Source organism: Pseudaquabacterium terrae (assembly GCF_013266755.1).
GTDB lineage: Bacteria > Pseudomonadota > Gammaproteobacteria > Burkholderiales > Burkholderiaceae_C > Pseudaquabacterium > Pseudaquabacterium terrae.
Genome location: NZ_JABRWJ010000002.1, coordinates 104,406 through 120,422 on the forward strand (window position 1 = coordinate 104,406; position 16,017 = coordinate 120,422).

Consider the following 16,017-nt stretch of genomic DNA (forward strand, 5'->3'; position numbering starts at 1 on the left):
AGCCAGCGCCGAAGGTCACACTACCGTTTCAGCCGTGTTGCTTGCGCGCGCTGACCAGCCAGCCGGCGACGCCCTTGCCGCCCTCGGTGCGCAGCGTTTCCGCCTCGATCGCCTCGAGCGTGAGCCCGGCGGCGGCGAGCGCGCTTTCGACGTGATTGCGGTGGTGTGCATAGCGGCCATTCGGCAGCAGCTGGACCGGCGCGCCGGCCGCATCGGGCAGCGCCTCGACGGTGAAGATGAACCAGCCGCCGGCATGCAAGGCGACGGCCGCGTCGCGCATCACCGCGTGCAGGTCGCCGAAATAGATCAGCGTGTCGGCCGACACCAGCACGTCGAAATGGTCCGGCTGGGTGCGCAGGTAGTAGCCGAGCTCGGCCTTGTGCAGCTGGTCATAGGCGTGGCGGGCCTGGGCCTGGCGCAGCATGCCGACCGACAGGTCGCAGCCGGCCAGCTGCCGTGCGAAGGGCCGCAGCAGCGGCCCGCACAGGCCCGTGCCGCAGCCGAGGTCGGCGATGTGCAGCTCGGCCGCCGGTGCGCCGACGGCGCGCTGCAGCGCCTGCGCGACGAGCGCCGGCGCGCGGTAGTGCAGCGATTCGAGCTTGGCGTCGAAGGAGGCGGCGAAGCTGTCGAAGACCTGCTCCACGTAGGCGTCGCTGGCGCGCTCCGGCGTCGTTTCGCCCGAGCTGGCCGCCAGCAGGTGCTGCACGATCGGATTGTCCGGCTCCTCGGCCAGCCATTCGCGGTACAGCCCGACCGCGCGCTGCCGTTCGCCGAGCAGCACCAGCGCCCGCAGCACGTCGCTGCGGGCCTGCTGGTGGCGCGGCCACAGCGCAATCGCACGGCTGTTGGCGAGCAGGCCTTCGCGCACCTGACCTTGATCGAGCAAGGCCTGCGACAGCCGGTACCAGGCGTCGCCGTCATCCGGATTCAACGCGATCGCCTGCCGCGACACCCGTTCGGCATCAAGCGCCCGCCCCTGCTTGCGGTACAGCACCGCGAGGTTGTCCAGCGCCTGCGATGCCGCCGGCGTGCCGTGCGCGGCCTCGACGCTGTGCTCGTAGGCGTCGGCCGCTTCGTCGAAACGCTGCGCCAGCAGCAGGATGTTGCCGAGGTTGTTCCACGCGCCGACGTTGCCCGGCACCTGCGCGAGCGATTGGCGCACCAGCGCCACCGCCTCGTCGCTGCGGCCCTGCGTGTGGCGCAGCACGCCGAGAAAGTGCAGCGCGTCGGGCTGATCCGGCCAGCAGGCCAGCAGCGCGTCGAGCGCGCCTTCGGCCTCGGGCAGTTGTTCGCTGCGCAGCAGCTCGATCGCGGCGCCGAGGGCCTGGTCCAGGTCCGCCGGCCGGTCAGCCGAAGTCATAGGCGAAGTCCGCGTCGCGCACCGCGACGTGGACCTTCGTGATCGGCTTGCCCTCCATCATGCGTTGCAGGAACTCGCGGCTGATCGCCGGCAGCATCGTGTTGGTCAGGATCGCGTCGATCATGCGGCCGCCGGATTCGCTCTCGGTGCAGCGCGAGACGACCAGCTTGACCACTTCGTCGTCGACTTCGAACGGAATCTTGTAGCGCTGCTCCACGCGCTTCTTGATGCGCCCGAGCTGCAGCTTGACGATGCGGCCGAGCATTTCATCCGACAGCGGGTAGTACGGAATCGTCACCAGCCGCCCCAGCAGCGCCGGCGGGAAGATCTTCAGCAGCGGATCGCGCAACGCCTTGGCCATGCCCTCGGGGTCGGGCATCAGCTCGGGGTCCTTGCACAGGCTCGCGATCATCTCGGTGCCGGCGTTGGTCGTCAGCAGGATCAGCGTGTTCTTGAAGTCGATGAAGCGGCCCTCGCCGTCTTCCATGAAGCCCTTGTCGAAGACCTGGAAAAAGATCTCATGCACGTCGGGGTGGGCCTTCTCGACCTCGTCGAGCAGCACGACGGAATAGGGCTTGCGGCGCACCGCCTCGGTCATCACGCCGCCCTCGCCGTAGCCGACGTAGCCCGGAGGCGCGCCCTTGAGAGACGAGACCGTGTGCGCCTCCTGGTACTCGCTCATGTTGATCGTGATCAGGTTCTGCTCGCCGCCGTACAGCGCCTCGGCCAGCGCCAGCGCGGTCTCGGTCTTGCCGACGCCGGAGGTGCCGGCGAGCATGAAGACACCGATCGGCTTGTTCGGGTTGTCCAAGCCGGCGCGCGAGGTCTGGATGCGCTTGGCGATCATCTCCATCGCATGGTCCTGGCCGATCACGCGCTGGCCCAGCGCGACTGGCAGCTTCAGGATGGTGTCGATCTCGTTGGCCGCCATGCGGCCGACCGGAATGCCGGTCCAGTCGCCGACGACGCTGGCGACGGCCTGGTAGTCCACCGTCGGCAGGATCAGCGGGCTTTCGCCCTGCAGCGCATGCAGCTCGGTCTGCACTGCATGCAGCTCGGCCAGCGCCGCGCTGCGTTCTTCGGGCGTCAGCGCCGCCGGGGCCAGCGTGTCGGCGGCGGTCTTCACCTCCTTGGCGTCGCTGGCGGTCTTGGCTTCGAGCTTGCTGCCGGTGCCTTCGACCGGCTCGGTGCTGCCGCGCAGCTTGGCGCGCAGGTCCAGCAGCTTCTCGACCAGGACCTTCTCGGCCTGCCAGCGCGTCGTCAGCTTGTCCAGCCGCGCGCGCTCCTCGGTCAGCTGCTCCTCGACCAGCTTGGAGCGCTCCGTGGTATCGATGCCGATCGCGTTCTCGCGGCCGATGATGCCTTGCTCGACCTCCAGCGCCTCGATGCGCTTGCTGCAGTCGTCGACCTCGGGCGGCGTCGCGTGCAGACTGACGGCGACGCGCGCGCAGGCGGTGTCGATCAGGCTGACCGACTTGTCCGGCAGCTGGCGGCCCGGGATGTAGCGGTGGCTCAGCTTGACCGCCGCTTCGAGCGCCTCGTCGAGGATCTGCACCTTGTGGTGCTTCTCCATCGTCGATGCGACGCCGCGCATCATCAGCACCGCTCGCGGCTCGGTCGGCTCGTCGACCTGGATCGACTGGAAGCGCCGCGTCAGCGCGGGGTCCTTCTCGATGTGCTTCTTGTATTCGGCGAAGGTCGTCGCGCCGATCGTGCGCAGCTGGCCGCGAGCGAGCGCCGGCTTCAGCAGGTTCGCCGCGTCGCCGGTGCCGGCCGCGCCGCCGGCGCCGACCAGCGTGTGCGTCTCGTCGATGAACAGGATGATCGGCTTCGGCGAGGCCTGCACCTCGTCGATCACCGAGCGCAGGCGCTGCTCGAATTCGCCCTTCATGCTGGCGCCGGCCTGCAGCAGCCCAACGTCCAAAGTGAGCAGCGTCACTTCCTTCAGCGCCGGCGGCACGTCGCCGCGCGCGATGCGCTGTGCGAAGCCCTCGACGACGGCGGTCTTCCCCACGCCGGCCTCGCCGACCAGGATCGGGTTGTTCTGGCGCCGCCGCATCAGGATGTCGACGACCTGGCGGATCTCGTCGTCGCGGCCGACGATCGGGTCCATCTTGCCGCCGCGGGCCTGCTCGGTCAGATCGGTCGTGAAGCGCTTGAGCGCCTCCTGCTTGCCCATCGCCGCCGGGGCGATCGCGTCGCTGGCCTCGCCGGGCGCGGCGCCGGAGTCGCTGGCGGTCATCACGTTCTCGGGCGACTGCGCCAGCAGCGAGGCGAAGCGCTCGCTGAGGTCGTCGAGCTTGACGCGTTCGAACTGCTTCGAGATCGCCAGCAGCGCGCCGCGCAACGAGGGCGTCTTCAGCATGCCGACCAGCAGGTGGCCGCTGCGCACCTGGTTGTCGCCGAACATCAGCGAGCCGTAGACCCAGCCGCGCTCGACTGCATTGGTGATGAATTCCGACAGGTCGCTGATCGACGAGGCGCCGCGCGGCAGCCGGTCGAGCGATTTCGTCAGGTCGGCGGCCAGCGCGCCGGCATCGAGCTCGTAGTGCCGGATGATGCGGTGCAGGTCGCTGTCCGGCGTGTTGAGGATCTGCGCCAGCCAGTGCTGCAGCTCGACATACGGGTTGCCGCGCATCTTGCAGAACACGGTCGCGCCTTCGATGGCCTTGTAGACCAGCGGATTGAGCTTGCCGAACAGCGCGGTGCGGGAGATTTCAGCCATCGTGAACTCCTTGGGGTTATGCGCGCGCGCCGAGGCGTCGCATCAGGAAGGACGAGCTCGGGCGCAGCTTCAGCTCGTCACGGTCGGTGGAAGGGCCCTGGCGGCCGCGGCGGCCGAGCCAGCTGGTCAGCCCGAGGCGCATGCGGCGGTCGAGGTGCGGCTTGGGCACCTCGTCGCGCCTGAGCACCAGCTGCGCGTCCCAGCCGAGGTCCAGGCCGGCCAGCAGGCGCACCCAGTCGCCTAACGGATGGAGTGCGCGGCCTCCGGGCAGGAAATCGTTGTACTGCGCGAGCGTCAGCGGCCCCAGCCGCAGCCGGAACTTGTACTGCCGGTCCCAGACCTTGTTGCCGGCGTTGGCCGACAGACCCAGCTCGGCATGCGGCACCTGCGAGCGCTCGGTCCGGTTGCGCGCGAAGCCCAGGCGCGAGCGGTCCTCGCCGGCCAGCATCAGCCACTGGCCGACATGCGGCTCGAGCGCGACCGGCACGCCGAAGTACTGGCGCAGCACCTTGGTCAGCGCTTCGGGGTGGCGGCTGCGGCTGGCGATCAGCCCGGCCTGGTAGAGCTTGGCGTTGTCGGGGACGGCGTCGCGCCCGGCGCCGAGCCGGTTCAGCCCGAAGGTGGCGCCGAGCCAGGAGCCGTAGCGGTCGGTCTGCGGCCGGTCCTGCTGCACCACCGGCTGGGCCTGCGCCCAGGCCCGGTAGAACAGGCTCGTCATGCGGTGGTGAAAGACGTCGAGGAAGCGCGCGGCGGTCGGGTCGGCGCGCTGGTGCAGGCGCTCGCGCACGAACTCGGTCAGGTGCAGCGGCATCGGCCCGTGGGGCCCCAGCAGTCCGAAGAAGCGCACGCCGATCCGCGGCGCACCGTGGTCGTGGCGGTTGTCGAACTTGGCGATCGCCGCCGGCGCGAAATCGAGCTCGGGCACCTGGCCCAGGCGCACCGCTTCCTGCGACGGCCGCTGGCCGAGGCCGAGCGGCGGATGCTGCGGCCGCAGCGCATCGATGCGCCGCATCAGCGCATAGAAGTCGAAGGCCCAGGGCTGGGCCTCGACGGCGGCGAATAGCTCCTGAAGTGCGGGACTCGTCATTTGGGTGGGCGAGATCTCCAACAGCGCGAAGCGGGCCGAGCGCCGGGCCGCTCCCAAGCCGGCCCGCATCCCCTCGGGGGATCGGCCGATGTACTCATCGGACGAGGGGCTGACATGTTCACAAGGTGGACCGGTCGCCCAGATGCGGGGCCCAGGTCTTGACCAAGCCGCGCTGCTGGCTGCGCAAGCTCAATTGCGTGAAGCTGTTGATCGCAGCGTGGCGGGCGAAGAACTGCTCCAGCACCGAGGTCAGCAGGAAGGCGCTCGAGCCCTGGAAACGCAGCTCGTCGACCTCCAGCGTCAGGTCGATGCCGCTGCCGAAGGACAGCGGGCCCTTGAACGGCAGGCGCCGCACGATCGGCTGCGCCCGCAGGCTCAGCAGCCCGTCGACCTGGTGGCTCCAGGCCAGGTCGGCCGGCGGGCCGTACAGACGCAGCGTGTCGCGCAACCCGGCGGCGGCCTGCTCCGGTGTGCCGGAGAGCGACAGGTGGTTCTGCGTCAGCTGGCTGACCAGGCTCCAGCCGACATCGCCGGTCGGCCGCCGCGACACCGGCCGGGTCGGCCCGCGCATGCAGGTGACGGTGGACACCGGGCCCGGCGCATCGAGCTTCCAGGCATCGGCGCCGCTGGCGCCGGCCTGCGGCAGCAGCGCCGGCAGGTCGCGGTTGCTGCACCAGGCGATGACCGACAGTTGCCGCAGGTGTTCTCGGTAGGCGCCGTGCTGGGCATCGACCAGCGACAGGAACAGCTCCTCGCCGATGTACGACGAGCGCGGTCCCTGCTGGCGCTGGCGCTGCGACATCAGCCGTGGCTCGCGCCGCACGGTGAAGTAGCCGTGGCCTTCGAGCGGCGCTTCGTGGTGTGTCGTGAACAGCGGCTTGAATTCGCGCTGCGGCTCGCGGCCGGTGCCGTGGCCGACCACCGCTTCGACGCTGTGCACTTCCATGTCCATCGGCCGCGTGCGATCGGGCACCAGGTGGTATTCCCAGGCGCCGGGGCCGAGTTGCACGCGATCCAACCGTTTCTGGAACAGGTTGATCGCGGGCGTGCAGAAAAGCGCGAGGGTCCCGCCGTCCACCAGCGTTTCGAGTGCAGGATCCCCGCGTGAAAAAAGGATGACCAGCTCGGCCGCATCGCCGGCCACCTGGGCCAGGCGGGTGCTGAGTTCGGTCAGGTCGAAGAACAGCAGCCGCTGCGGCAGCGCGGCCAGCTCCTGCAGCAGCCGGTGGCCTGAGAAGGCGCGCAGCGTCTCCGGCAGCAGCGCTTCATCGGCCGTGAAGCCGGCCGGCTGCACGCTCGCCGGGCCGCGCCATTGGCGCGCCAGCTCCGACGGTGCGCCGGTATTGGCCGTGCCCGGCACCACCAGCGTGCCGAGCGCGGTTCCGAGCACCAACTCGTGGAGCCGGAACGCGATGTCGTCGGGCGCTGCGATGTAGAAACCCAGCCGGTCGAGCTTCAGCTGGTCGAAGCGCAGGCCGCCGCCGGCGCGCAGCTTGATGCGCAGGCCGCCCTTGGTCGGCTTGGCCTGCGGCAGCCGGCCCAGCGAGAGGTCCGGCGCGTGGGTGAAGTACTGCACGCCGGCGAGCTCGATCGGCCACAGCGTCACCGCCATCGCCGTGCGGAACTCGCAGTACGTGTCCTGGCCGCGCGGCTGCAGCGATTGCAGCGAGGCACCGCGCGGCACCAGGTGGCCGCGCGCGAGGTTCGGGTCGGCCGGATCGGCGCCGAGCCGCGCCACCATCATCGAGGGCACCGGCGCGAGGAAGTTCGGGTAGATCGATTCGAGCAGGTGCGCGATCAGCCGTGGCTGTTCGGCTTCGAGCTTCAGCTGCACGCGCGCGGCGAGAAACGCGAACCCTTCGAGCAGCCGCTCGACGTAGGGGTCGGAGACCTCCATGCCTTCCATGCCGAGCCGCGACGCGATCTTCGGGAACTCGGCGGCGAACTCGCCGCCGACCTCGCGCAAGTGCGTCAGCTCATCCTGGTAGAGGCGGACCAGTCGCGGATCCATGGCTGGTCCTTGAGGCTCTCAGCGCGCCCGCGAGGGCGCGCTGCTGCTCGCATCGCGCACCTCGACCTGGCCGGCTTCGAGGTCGAGCTTGGTGCGCAGCAGCACTTCCAGCGGCACCGGCTGGGCCCACAGGTGGCCGCGGATCTCGAACTCGATCGTGTTGTGCGTGTCCAGCACGTGCGTGGCTTCGAGCGCGATGACCTTCAGCGATTCGGGCAACAGGCGCGGCTCGAAGCGCAGGATCGCCTGGCGGATCGAACGCTCGAGCTGGCCGACGTCGACCCGGCTGACGAGCTGCCCCGACAGCGCCGGCAGCCCGTAGTTCAGCACGCTCTCGGCGATCTGCGGATGCTGCTCCTGCTGTGCCTGCGGCAGCGGTTGCGTGGCGTTGAACAGCCAGCTCAGGTCGCGCAGCACCGCCTGGCGCATCTGCGTCTTCGACATCACGCGCCGCTCGGACGGCTCGTGGCGGTCGTGCGGTGATTCGTCGGTCAAGCGGTCGAGCAGCGCGGGCTGCAGGCGATCGCGCACTTCGCCGGTGGCCATGGTGATTTCCGGTCGGCCTCAGGCCTGCGGCGCGGCGGGCGCGTCGTCGTCGGCAGCAGCGGCGTCTTCTTCTTCCGGCACCGGCATGTCCGTCTCCAGCGTGATCTCGCGTACCTCCAGCAGCCCGAGCTCGGCGCCGCTGGTGGCGATCACGCGCTGGCCGAGGCCGCGGTACTGGCCTTCGGCGAGCTCGGTCCACTCGGTCTTGCGCGACATCAGCAGCGCGCCGTCGGCATCGGGCGTCGCGGTCCCGGCGTAGCGCGTCGGAATCAGCGCCACCGACTCACCGCCATTGGCGAAGGTGATCTGCGCCGGCGTCCACACCAGGTCGCGCAGGTCGGACGGCGCCTCGATGACGATCTTCTGCAGGTGCGAGAACGGCACCCAGCCGTAGCGGCCGTTGATGACGATCTCCAGCACCGGACCGAGCCGCGAATCGGCATCTGCGATCCACTCGAAGGCCTCGCCGTTGATCGTGCCGACGGTCGGCTCGGCCTGCTCGAAGGCGGATTCGCGCAGCTTTGCGGCTTGCGCCGTCTCGCCCGACGCGTCGGCCTGCAGCGCCTGCGCCAGCAGCGCGACCCAGGCCGCCGGCGGGCCGAAGACGTGCGGCAGCGTGTGGCCGCTCATCACGGCATCGCGCACCGCCTCGCATTGCAGGCCGGTGCGATAGGTGTTGACCATCGCCAGCGCGCTCGCATCGAGCTCGCCGCAGACGCGCAGCTGGTCGAGCGCGCGCTGCCACTGGCCGAGCACGCTGAGCAGCTGGAACAGGAAGATGCGCAGCTTCGGATCGGCCGCCTTGCCGCGCACCTGCGCCTGCAGCGCCGCCAGGGCGCCCTTCGGGTCGCCCGCCGCGAGAAGGTCAGTGGCCGCGGTCATCGTCATTGGGTCCTCCTGCCAAAGATCATGCCGCCCCCTTGGCCCTTCGGGCCGTCCCCCCAGGGGGGAGCGAGCGCCTCCGGAACGGCCGCGCGGCGCTCATGCGGACTCCACCAGCTCGTCGGTGAAGGTCATGCTGCCGCCCTTGATGCCGGTGGTCTTCTGCGGCTTGTACTCGACCTCGACCTTGGTGAAGACGATCGACACGACCTCGGCCGTCTCGCCCTCGGCGTCGGTGCTGTGGGTGACGCCGGTGATGCGCGCGGCTTTCAGCGTGATCAGGAAATAGTCGATCTGCTCGCCGCCGGCCTTGCGCATGATCAGCTTGGCTTCCTTGACCTCGTCGTTGGTCGCCAGCGCCGACATCAGCGCGGTGGTCGACGAGTCGATGCGCTTGTGCACCGTCAGCGCCGTGTACGAGCGCCGTCCGGTGGCCTGGGTGCTGCCGATCGCCGAGCTGGCGGTCAGGCCCCATTGCCAGCGCAGGATCGCGATGTCTTCCTCGTGGCCGGGCGAGGTGACCTCGCCCTTGATCTTGCCGGCGCGTTTGGTCTGCACGCGCAGGAACACGTCGCTGCCGGTCTGCGAGCGCACCGAGGCAGTCAGTTCATTGAGCATCACGGCCATGAAGGCACTCCTGCGGTGACGGGCGTCGGACGGTGAAAAAGGATCGGGTGAATCTGGAGAGATGGCTTCGCGCGGCACCCCGGCCGGACAGGCCCGGGGCGCTTTGCGTTGCTCGACATGGCAGCGACCCCGTGGCGCGGGGCCACGCGGGCCGTCAGCGGGTCTCGGTGGTGGCGATGTTCCAGCCGAACTTGACTTCGCCGCCCAGGCCGCCCTTGTCGTCTTGCGGCTTGTACGAGTACTCGATGTCCTTGGCGGTCATCGAGCACGATTCGACGATCTCGCCGCCGCTGGAGCCGGCCGGCTGCACGCTGGTGACGAAGACTTCCTTCATCGTCACCTTGAAGAAGTCCTTCTGGCCTTCGCCCGCCTTGCGCGCGGTCATCACGACTTCCTTGAAGTGCTTGCCCGATGCGCACATCTTTGCCAGCACCGGCGAGGCCTTGTCGTACTTGTGCATGAAGTTGAAGTCGCTGGCCGTGCCCTTGCCCTGGGCCGAGCCGCCGCCGGCGTAGCCGCTGGCGTTCGACACGCCCCAGCTCCACGAGAGGACTTCGATCTCGCCCTTGTGGTCCTTGTGGGTGGCTTCGCCTTCGACACCGTCGAACTTGATATGGCAGTCAATAGACATGATGTAGCTCCTGAATTTCTGAAAGAGAGGTGGTGGGGTGGGATGCTGGAAGCGGACGCGTTAACGAACAGTGGTTATTGCTGCTTCTGGGACGGCAGCTTGGATACGAGGCGCAGTGACACCGTCAGCCCTTCGAGCTGATAGTGGGGACGCAGGAAGAACTTCGAGCTGTAGTAGCCGGGATTGCCGGGAATCTCCTCGACGGTGACCTCGGCGGCGGCCAGCGGCTTTTGGGCCTTGGTGGTCTGGGATGAATTCGCCGGGTCGCCGTCGACGTAATTCATGATCCATTGGTTGAGCCACTTCTCCATGTCGGCGCGTTCCTTGAACGAACCGATCTTGTCGCGCACGATGCACTTCAGGTAGTGCGCGAAGCGGCAGCAGGCAAACAGGTAGGGCAGCCGCGCGGCCAGGTTGGCATTGGCGGTGGCATCGGGGTCGTCGTACTCGAAGGGCTTCTGCAGCGATTGCGCGCCGATGAAGGCCGCGAAGTCGCTGTTCTTGCGGTGCACCAGCGGCATGAAGCCGTTCTTCGCCAGCTCGGCCTCGCGGCGGTCGCTGATGGCGATCTCGGTCGGGCACTTCATGTCGACGCCGCCGTCGTCGGTCGGGAAGGTGTGCGTCGGCAGGCCTTCGACCGCGCCGCCGGACTCGATGCCGCGGATGCAGGTGCCCCAGCCGTACAGCTTGTACGAGCGGTTGATGTTCACCGCCATCGCGTAGGCCGCGTTGGTCCAGGTGTAGCGGCTGTGGTCGCCGCCGCCGGTCTCTTCCTCGAAGTTGAAGGCTTCGACCGGGTTGGTCTTGGCGCCGTACGGCAGCCGCGACAGGAAACGCGGCATCGCCAGGCCGAGGTAGCGCGCGTCATCCGATTCGCGCAGCGAGCGCCAGCCGGCGTACTCGGGCGTCGAGAAGATCTTGGTCAGGTCGCGCGGATTGGCCAGCTCCTGCCACGAGCCCATCTGCATCAGCGACGGGTTGGCCGCGGCGATGAACGGGGCGTGCGCGGCAGCGCAGACCTTGGTCATCTCGGTCAGCAACTCGACGTCGGGCGGGCTCTGGTCGAAGTAGTAGTCGCCAACCAGGCAGCCGAAGGGTTCGCCGCCGAACTGGCCGTATTCCTCTTCGTAGACCTTCTTGAACATCGGGCTCTGGTCCCAGGCCGTGCCCTTGTAGCGCTTGAGCGTCTTGCCCACCTCGTTCTTCGAGATGTTCATCACGCGGATCTTCAGCATCTCGTCGGTTTCGGTGTTGTTGACGAGGTAATGCAGGCCGCGCCAGGCGCTCTCGAGCTTCTGGAAGTCTTCGTGGTGCAGGATCGCGTTGACCTGCTCCGACAGCTTCTTGTCGATCTCGGCGATCATCGCCTCGATCGACACCAGCACGTCGGAGCCGATCAGCTTGGTCTGCGACAGCGCCTGCTGCGCCAGCGTCAGCACGGCGGATTCGACGGCGGACTTGGCTTCGTCGCTCTTGGGCTTGAATTCCTTGTTCAGCAGCGACGCGAATTCGCCGCCTTCGAAGGTCAGGCCCTGCAGGGCGGTGGAGGCTGCGGGGTTGGTGGTTGGATCGGCCATGGTGGGATGCTCCGGGGTGCGTTATGGGCTTGAAGTCGACGGGGGGCGGACCTATTCGGTCGGCTTGTCGGCTTCCGGAGCGGCGGCCTTCGCGGCCGCCAGCGACTTCAACAGGGCTTCGTCCTTGATCACCTTGGCAATCAGTTCCTCGGCGCCGGTCTTGCCGTCCATGTAGGTGATCAGGTTCGCCAGCTGCTGGCGCGCCTCGAGCATCTGCTTCAGGCCGTCGACCTTCGCGGCCACGGCGGCGGGCGAGAAGTCGTCCATGCTGTCGAAGGTGATGTCGACGGCGATGTTGCCTTCGCCGGTCAGCGTGTTGGGCACCTGGAAGGCGACCCGCGGCTTCATCGACTTCATGCGCGAGTCGAAGTTGTCGACGTCGATCTCGAGGAACTTGCGGTCGGCCACCGGCGGCAGCGGATCCGTCGGCTTGCCCGCCAGGTCCGACATCACGCCCATCACAAAGGGCAACTGGACCTTTTTCTCGGCGCCGTAGAGCTCGACGTCGTATTCGATCTGGACCCGCGGTGCGCGATTGCGGGCGATGAACTTCTGGCTGCTGGTGGCCATGGCGTGCTCCTGTGGTCTGCTGTGCGGTGGATGAAGCGGTTCAGTTCTCGTTCTCGGAACCGGCGAGCCGTTCGATCTGGCTCAGGCCGTCGGGCGCGAGATCACGGATGATCTCGATGAAACTCTTGCTCATCAAGCGCTGCGCGCGTCGAATCAGCAGCGGCGCCGGATGGCTGGGTTCGTGGCGGTCGAACCAGTCGCACACGCGTTCGAGCATGCGCGCCGCATCCTCGCGGTTGGCGATCGTGCCGGGCGCCGAGATCGCCGCGCGGCCGCCGCCGCCGCCGGCGCCGCTGTCGGCCGCGGGCGCGGCATCGCCGTCGGCCATGCTGCTGCCGGTGCCGAGCGCGGCGCGCGCCGCGTCGTCGAGCGCCTGCAGCAGCTTGTGCAGCGGGCGGAACTCCGGTGCCGCGGTGCCGACCTTGTCGTCGAGCAGCTTGGCGGCGTCGCGCATCGCCTGCGTGCCGGCGGCGATCGCGTCGCCGAGCGCGGGCTGCTGCTGCAGCGCCGCGGCGAGCGCCTGGCGCACGCCGGTTTCGCTGGGTGCCGATTCGCCGCTGCGCGGCTCGTCCTTGCCGAGGCCGAGCTCGAGGTCGCGCAAGGTCAGGCCGCCGCGGTCGCCGGCCAGCGCCGCGGCCCGCAGGTCGTCCAGCGCGGCATCGACGGCGACCAGCGGGGCGAGCGCGTTCATGCGCATCGTCGGATCGTCGTGGTCGGTGGCGTCGAGCTGCGGATGCACCGTGTCCCACTGGGCGGCGAGCAGGCGCTGCACCAGCTGCAGGCCCTGCAGCGCGCCGTGCAGCCCGCTCAGGCGTGCTTCGCAGCGCGTCAGCCAGACCGCAACGCGCAGATCGCGGGTGCGGCCGGCCAGGTTTCGCGCGTGCTCCTGCACGGCGCGCCAGTCGGGGCCCTCGGCCGCGACGATGTGGTCGCCGTACTGCTGCTCGGGCTTGCCGGCGCCGACCTGCTCCAGGGCCAGGAAGACCGGGTCGTACTCCAGGTCGGACCCGCTGGGAGCGTCTTCGGCGAGAGGGGCGGCAAGCGACTCGATGTCGAGCATGGTGATCTGGGTTCGACCAGCTGAGGTGCCGGTCCCGTTTGCATTGGGAGCGACTCTAGGAGGCCGGGCCCCTGCGCACAGTGGTCGAAAGTCATCTGGCCCGGGGGCGCCAGAGGGCGCCTCCCACGAACCGAGAACGTTTGCTCAGTTCAGGCTGCTGCGCAGCGCCTCGAACAGCCGGCGCGGCTGCACCGGCTTGAACAGCACGGGGTGCCCGCTGGCCGTGATGCGCTGGATCTCGTCGTGCGCGGTGTCGCCGGTGACGAGGATCGCCGGCACCTCCTGACCGCACAGCCGCCGCACCGCGGCGATGGCCTCCAGCCCGTCGGGGCCGTCGCCCAGGTGCAGGTCCGACAGCACCAGGTCGACATGGCCCTCGAGCGCCTGCGTCGCATGCTCGGCCTGCTGCGCGTCGGCCGCGGTCATTGCCTGATAGCCCCACTCCTCGAGCAGCAGGCGCAGGCCTTCGCGGATCGGCTCCTCGTCGTCGATCACCAGCACCATCTGCGGCGTCGTCGCGACCATCGGCAGCGTGTCCGCCGGCGCCATGTCCTCCTGGATGCCGGGCAGCTGGCCGATCGGGATGCCGATGCGGAACATCGTGCCGCGCCCCGGCCGCGAGGCGACGACCAGCCGGTGGTTCAGCAGCGACGCCAGCCGCTTGACGATCGCCAGCCCCATGCCGAGGCCGTGCGTGCGGTCGCGCTCGCCGCGGCCGACCTGGTAGAACTCCTCGAACACGCGCGGCAGCAGCGCCGGCGCGATGCCGACGCCGGTGTCCCAGATCTCGAGGTTGATGAAGCGGCTGGTCGAGCGCGCGACGACGACGATGCCGCCGTGCTCGGTGTACTTGATCGCGTTCTGGATCAGGTTGCCGACGATGCGTTCGAGCAGTTGCGGATCGCTGGTCACCGACTTGCCGCCGGGCGAGAAGCGCAGCCCCAGCCCGGCGAGCTCGGCCTGGCCGGCGTAGTGCATGTGCAGCCGCCGGAACATGTCGCGCAGCGGGAAGGTCTGCAGCCGCGGGCTCATCACGCCGGCGTCGAGCCGCGAGATGTCGAGCATCGCGTTGAACGAGCGCTCGAGGCCGTCGATCGAGCGCATCAGGTTGCGCGCCAGCGGCTCGTCGGCGCTGTGCTGCAGGCGCTTGTGCAGCGTCGCGGCGAACAGGCCGAGCGCATGCACCGGCTGGCGCAGGTCGTGGCTGGCGATCGCCAGGAAGCGGCTCTTTTCCTGGTCGGCGGCCCACGCGGCGTCGCGCTCGCCTTCGAGCGCACGCAGCCGCGCGCCCTGCTCGATCAGCGCGCGCGTGTTCTGGCGCCAGCCGCGGTGGCGCAGCCGGAACACCGCGGTGGCGACGGCGCTGGCAGCGATGCCGCCGACCAGCGGCGCCCAGCGCGCCGGCCCGGTGAGCTGCGAGGCGGCGGCCAGCGCCGGCGACAGCGGCAGCAGCGCGATCGCCTGCGCGAGACGCGGCAGCGGCGACAGGCTGGCCGCGCCGGCGAAGGCGAACACCGTGCAGGCCAGCGCCAGCAGCGCGAGGCTGGTCTCGCCGGCGCCGCCGAGCGTGGCGCCCAGCCACGGCAGCGCGGCCGTGGCCAGGCCGGCGCAGGACACCAGCGCGAGGATGCGCTGCCGCGTCGGGCTCGGCTCGCCGGGCTTGGAAAAGCGGTGGCGGGTGTGCTGCGGCAACCACCACAGCAGCGCCGCGATCGCCAGCATCAGCGCGCCGGTGACCAGCGCGGCGATCGGATGGCGCAGCCACAGCGCGAGCACCGCCGGCAGCGTCAGGATCGCCAGACACAGGCCCCAGGTCGGCAGCGCGGCAAGCGCGGCGCGCAGCGCGGCATCGCGCAGGCGTTCGTCGACCTGGCGCCGTTCGGCGATGTGGCGCTCGGTCGCCGCGAAGGCATCGGAGACCTCCGCCGCGCAATCGACGGCGACGAAGGGCGGCGGGGGTCCGGGGGACGGTTCGCTCGTCGTCGCCGCGGCGGCATCCGCCGTCGAGGGTTGCGGCGTGGGCAGCGTCACCGCGGCCGCGCCTTCAGCGGAACAGGCTGATCAGGTGCGACCGCGACCGCACGTCCAGCGCCAGCAGCAGCGACGAAACGTAGTTCTTCACCGTGCCGAGCGACAGGTTGGTCGAGTTGCTGATCTCCTGGTTCGTGCAACCCGACAGCACCAGCTCGAGGATCTCGAGGTGGCGCGGACCCAGCTCGGCGACCCGGTCGTACATCGCCGACGACGGGAAGCGCGGGAACAGCGCGCTGGAGGGCGCCGGCCCGCGCGCTTCGGGCACGCCGTTGGGGAACAGCAGCGCGGTCAGCGTGTCGCGCATCTGGGTCATCATCGTGCCCTTGCCGACATAGGCCGCGGCACCGAGCGCACGCGCCTGGCGGATCACGAACTCGTCCTGCGTGCCGCTGAAGACCGCGACGCGCGCCTTCGGATGCGCCTGCAGGAACTGGCGCAGCCCCTGCAGACCCTTGCAGTCGGCGAGGTTGAGGTCCAGCAGCACCGCGTCGACGGCGCCGTGCGCCGCGTAGGCATCGATGGCCTCCTGCAGCGTGCCGGCCTCGAGCCATTCGACGGGCACGCCGAGCAGCTCGGCGTACATCGTCTTGACGCCGAAACGCACAAGCTCGTGGTCATCGACCAGCAGAACGGTTTTCTTGTCGCTCATCGCTTCGCTGAGCCCCTAAGCTGTCGGAGGAACAACGCGCATGCTACGCGCCGGCGGCCACGATGGCCCCGCTCGTCGAGCTGGATTTTTGAGCCGTCGCGGCCGTGCTATAGTCCGTCCTCCAGTCGCGGGGTGGAGCAGCCTGGTAGCTCGTTGGGCTCATAACCCAAAGGTCGCAAGTTCAAATCTTGCCCCCGCAACCAGATTCAAGCCGACGCCGACCTCCTTCGAGGTCGGCGTTTTGCTTTGGGAGCTCGT

Annotated in this window: 13 protein-coding genes and 1 tRNA gene; 1 reads left to right on the top strand and 13 read right to left on the bottom strand. The window is 69.3% G+C overall.

Annotated features, from left to right (window positions below; all coding sequences use genetic code 11):
- Positions 1–28: 28 nt before the first annotated feature.
- From HLB44_RS05635 to HLB44_RS05695, 13 genes are all read right to left on the bottom strand, one after another.
- Positions 29–1,360: a tetratricopeptide repeat protein gene (locus tag HLB44_RS05635; protein ID WP_173121554.1), complete on the bottom strand. Its 1,332-nt coding sequence runs from the start codon at positions 1,358–1,360 to the stop codon at positions 29–31.
- Entirely contained in the window at positions 1,347–4,085 is a 2,739-nt protein-coding gene (gene tssH, locus HLB44_RS05640; RefSeq protein WP_173121556.1) for a type VI secretion system ATPase TssH, read from the bottom strand. The genes HLB44_RS05635 and tssH overlap by 14 nt, the downstream gene beginning before the upstream one ends.
- Before the next feature lie 16 nt (positions 4,086–4,101).
- A complete protein-coding gene (gene tssG, locus HLB44_RS05645) occupies positions 4,102–5,172 on the bottom strand; it encodes a type VI secretion system baseplate subunit TssG (RefSeq protein ID WP_173121558.1) in 1,071 nt (356 codons plus the stop codon).
- Positions 5,173–5,290: 118 nt separating this feature from the next.
- Positions 5,291–7,183 (bottom strand): type VI secretion system baseplate subunit TssF, encoded by a 1,893-nt coding sequence (gene tssF / locus HLB44_RS05650; RefSeq protein WP_173121560.1) that lies wholly within the window; start codon positions 7,181–7,183, stop codon positions 5,291–5,293.
- Between the two features lie 18 nt (positions 7,184–7,201).
- Positions 7,202–7,729: a type VI secretion system baseplate subunit TssE gene (gene tssE / locus HLB44_RS05655; RefSeq protein ID WP_173121562.1), complete on the bottom strand. Its 528-nt coding sequence runs from the start codon at positions 7,727–7,729 to the stop codon at positions 7,202–7,204.
- An 18-nt stretch (positions 7,730–7,747) separates the two neighbouring features.
- Positions 7,748–8,617 (bottom strand): type VI secretion system accessory protein TagJ, encoded by an 870-nt coding sequence (locus HLB44_RS05660; RefSeq protein ID WP_246312098.1) that lies wholly within the window; start codon positions 8,615–8,617, stop codon positions 7,748–7,750.
- A gap of 93 nt (positions 8,618–8,710) precedes the next feature.
- A complete protein-coding gene (locus tag HLB44_RS05665) occupies positions 8,711–9,238 on the bottom strand; it encodes an Hcp family type VI secretion system effector (RefSeq protein ID WP_173121564.1) in 528 nt (175 codons plus the stop codon).
- Positions 9,239–9,392: 154 nt separating this feature from the next.
- Positions 9,393–9,869, bottom strand: a complete 477-nt coding sequence (locus HLB44_RS05670) for an Hcp family type VI secretion system effector (RefSeq protein ID WP_173121565.1) — start codon at positions 9,867–9,869, stop codon at positions 9,393–9,395.
- A gap of 74 nt (positions 9,870–9,943) precedes the next feature.
- Entirely contained in the window at positions 9,944–11,446 is a 1,503-nt protein-coding gene (tssC, locus tag HLB44_RS05675; RefSeq protein WP_173121566.1) for a type VI secretion system contractile sheath large subunit, read from the bottom strand.
- Between the two features lie 51 nt (positions 11,447–11,497).
- Entirely contained in the window at positions 11,498–12,016 is a 519-nt protein-coding gene (gene tssB, locus HLB44_RS05680) for a type VI secretion system contractile sheath small subunit (RefSeq protein ID WP_173121567.1), read from the bottom strand.
- Positions 12,017–12,056: 40 nt separating this feature from the next.
- Positions 12,057–13,076 carry a type VI secretion system protein TssA gene (gene tssA / locus HLB44_RS05685; RefSeq protein ID WP_173121568.1) on the bottom strand — a complete coding sequence of 340 codons (1,020 nt, stop codon included), beginning with the start codon at positions 13,074–13,076 and terminating at the stop codon, positions 12,057–12,059.
- A 144-nt stretch (positions 13,077–13,220) separates the two neighbouring features.
- Positions 13,221–15,107 carry an ATP-binding protein gene (locus HLB44_RS05690; RefSeq protein ID WP_173121569.1) on the bottom strand — a complete coding sequence of 629 codons (1,887 nt, stop codon included), beginning with the start codon at positions 15,105–15,107 and terminating at the stop codon, positions 13,221–13,223.
- 13 nt (positions 15,108–15,120) lie between these two features.
- Positions 15,121–15,759: a response regulator transcription factor gene (locus HLB44_RS05695; RefSeq protein WP_173121571.1), complete on the bottom strand. Its 639-nt coding sequence runs from the start codon at positions 15,757–15,759 to the stop codon at positions 15,121–15,123.
- Positions 15,760–15,885: 126 nt separating this feature from the next.
- Between HLB44_RS05695 and HLB44_RS05700 the strand changes: the two genes are divergently transcribed.
- A tRNA-Met gene (locus HLB44_RS05700) sits at positions 15,886–15,962 on the top strand.
- Positions 15,963–16,017: the final 55 nt, after the last annotated feature.

Coding starts and splice junctions, on each gene's coding strand:
- HLB44_RS05635 (WP_173121554.1), bottom strand. CDS start 1,360: ATGACTTCGGCTGACCGGCCGGCGGACCTGGACCAGGCCCTCGGCGCC.
- tssH (WP_173121556.1), bottom strand. CDS start 4,085: ATGGCTGAAATCTCCCGCACCGCGCTGTTCGGCAAGCTCAATCCGCTG.
- tssG (WP_173121558.1), bottom strand. CDS start 5,172: ATGACGAGTCCCGCACTTCAGGAGCTATTCGCCGCCGTCGAGGCCCAG.
- tssF (WP_173121560.1), bottom strand. CDS start 7,183: ATGGATCCGCGACTGGTCCGCCTCTACCAGGATGAGCTGACGCACTTG.
- tssE (WP_173121562.1), bottom strand. CDS start 7,729: ATGGCCACCGGCGAAGTGCGCGATCGCCTGCAGCCCGCGCTGCTCGAC.
- HLB44_RS05660 (WP_246312098.1), bottom strand. CDS start 8,617: ATGACGATGACCGCGGCCACTGACCTTCTCGCGGCGGGCGACCCGAAG.
- HLB44_RS05665 (WP_173121564.1), bottom strand. CDS start 9,238: ATGGCCGTGATGCTCAATGAACTGACTGCCTCGGTGCGCTCGCAGACC.
- HLB44_RS05670 (WP_173121565.1), bottom strand. CDS start 9,869: ATGTCTATTGACTGCCATATCAAGTTCGACGGTGTCGAAGGCGAAGCC.
- tssC (WP_173121566.1), bottom strand. CDS start 11,446: ATGGCCGATCCAACCACCAACCCCGCAGCCTCCACCGCCCTGCAGGGC.
- tssB (WP_173121567.1), bottom strand. CDS start 12,016: ATGGCCACCAGCAGCCAGAAGTTCATCGCCCGCAATCGCGCACCGCGG.
- tssA (WP_173121568.1), bottom strand. CDS start 13,076: ATGCTCGACATCGAGTCGCTTGCCGCCCCTCTCGCCGAAGACGCTCCC.
- HLB44_RS05695 (WP_173121571.1), bottom strand. CDS start 15,759: ATGAGCGACAAGAAAACCGTTCTGCTGGTCGATGACCACGAGCTTGTG.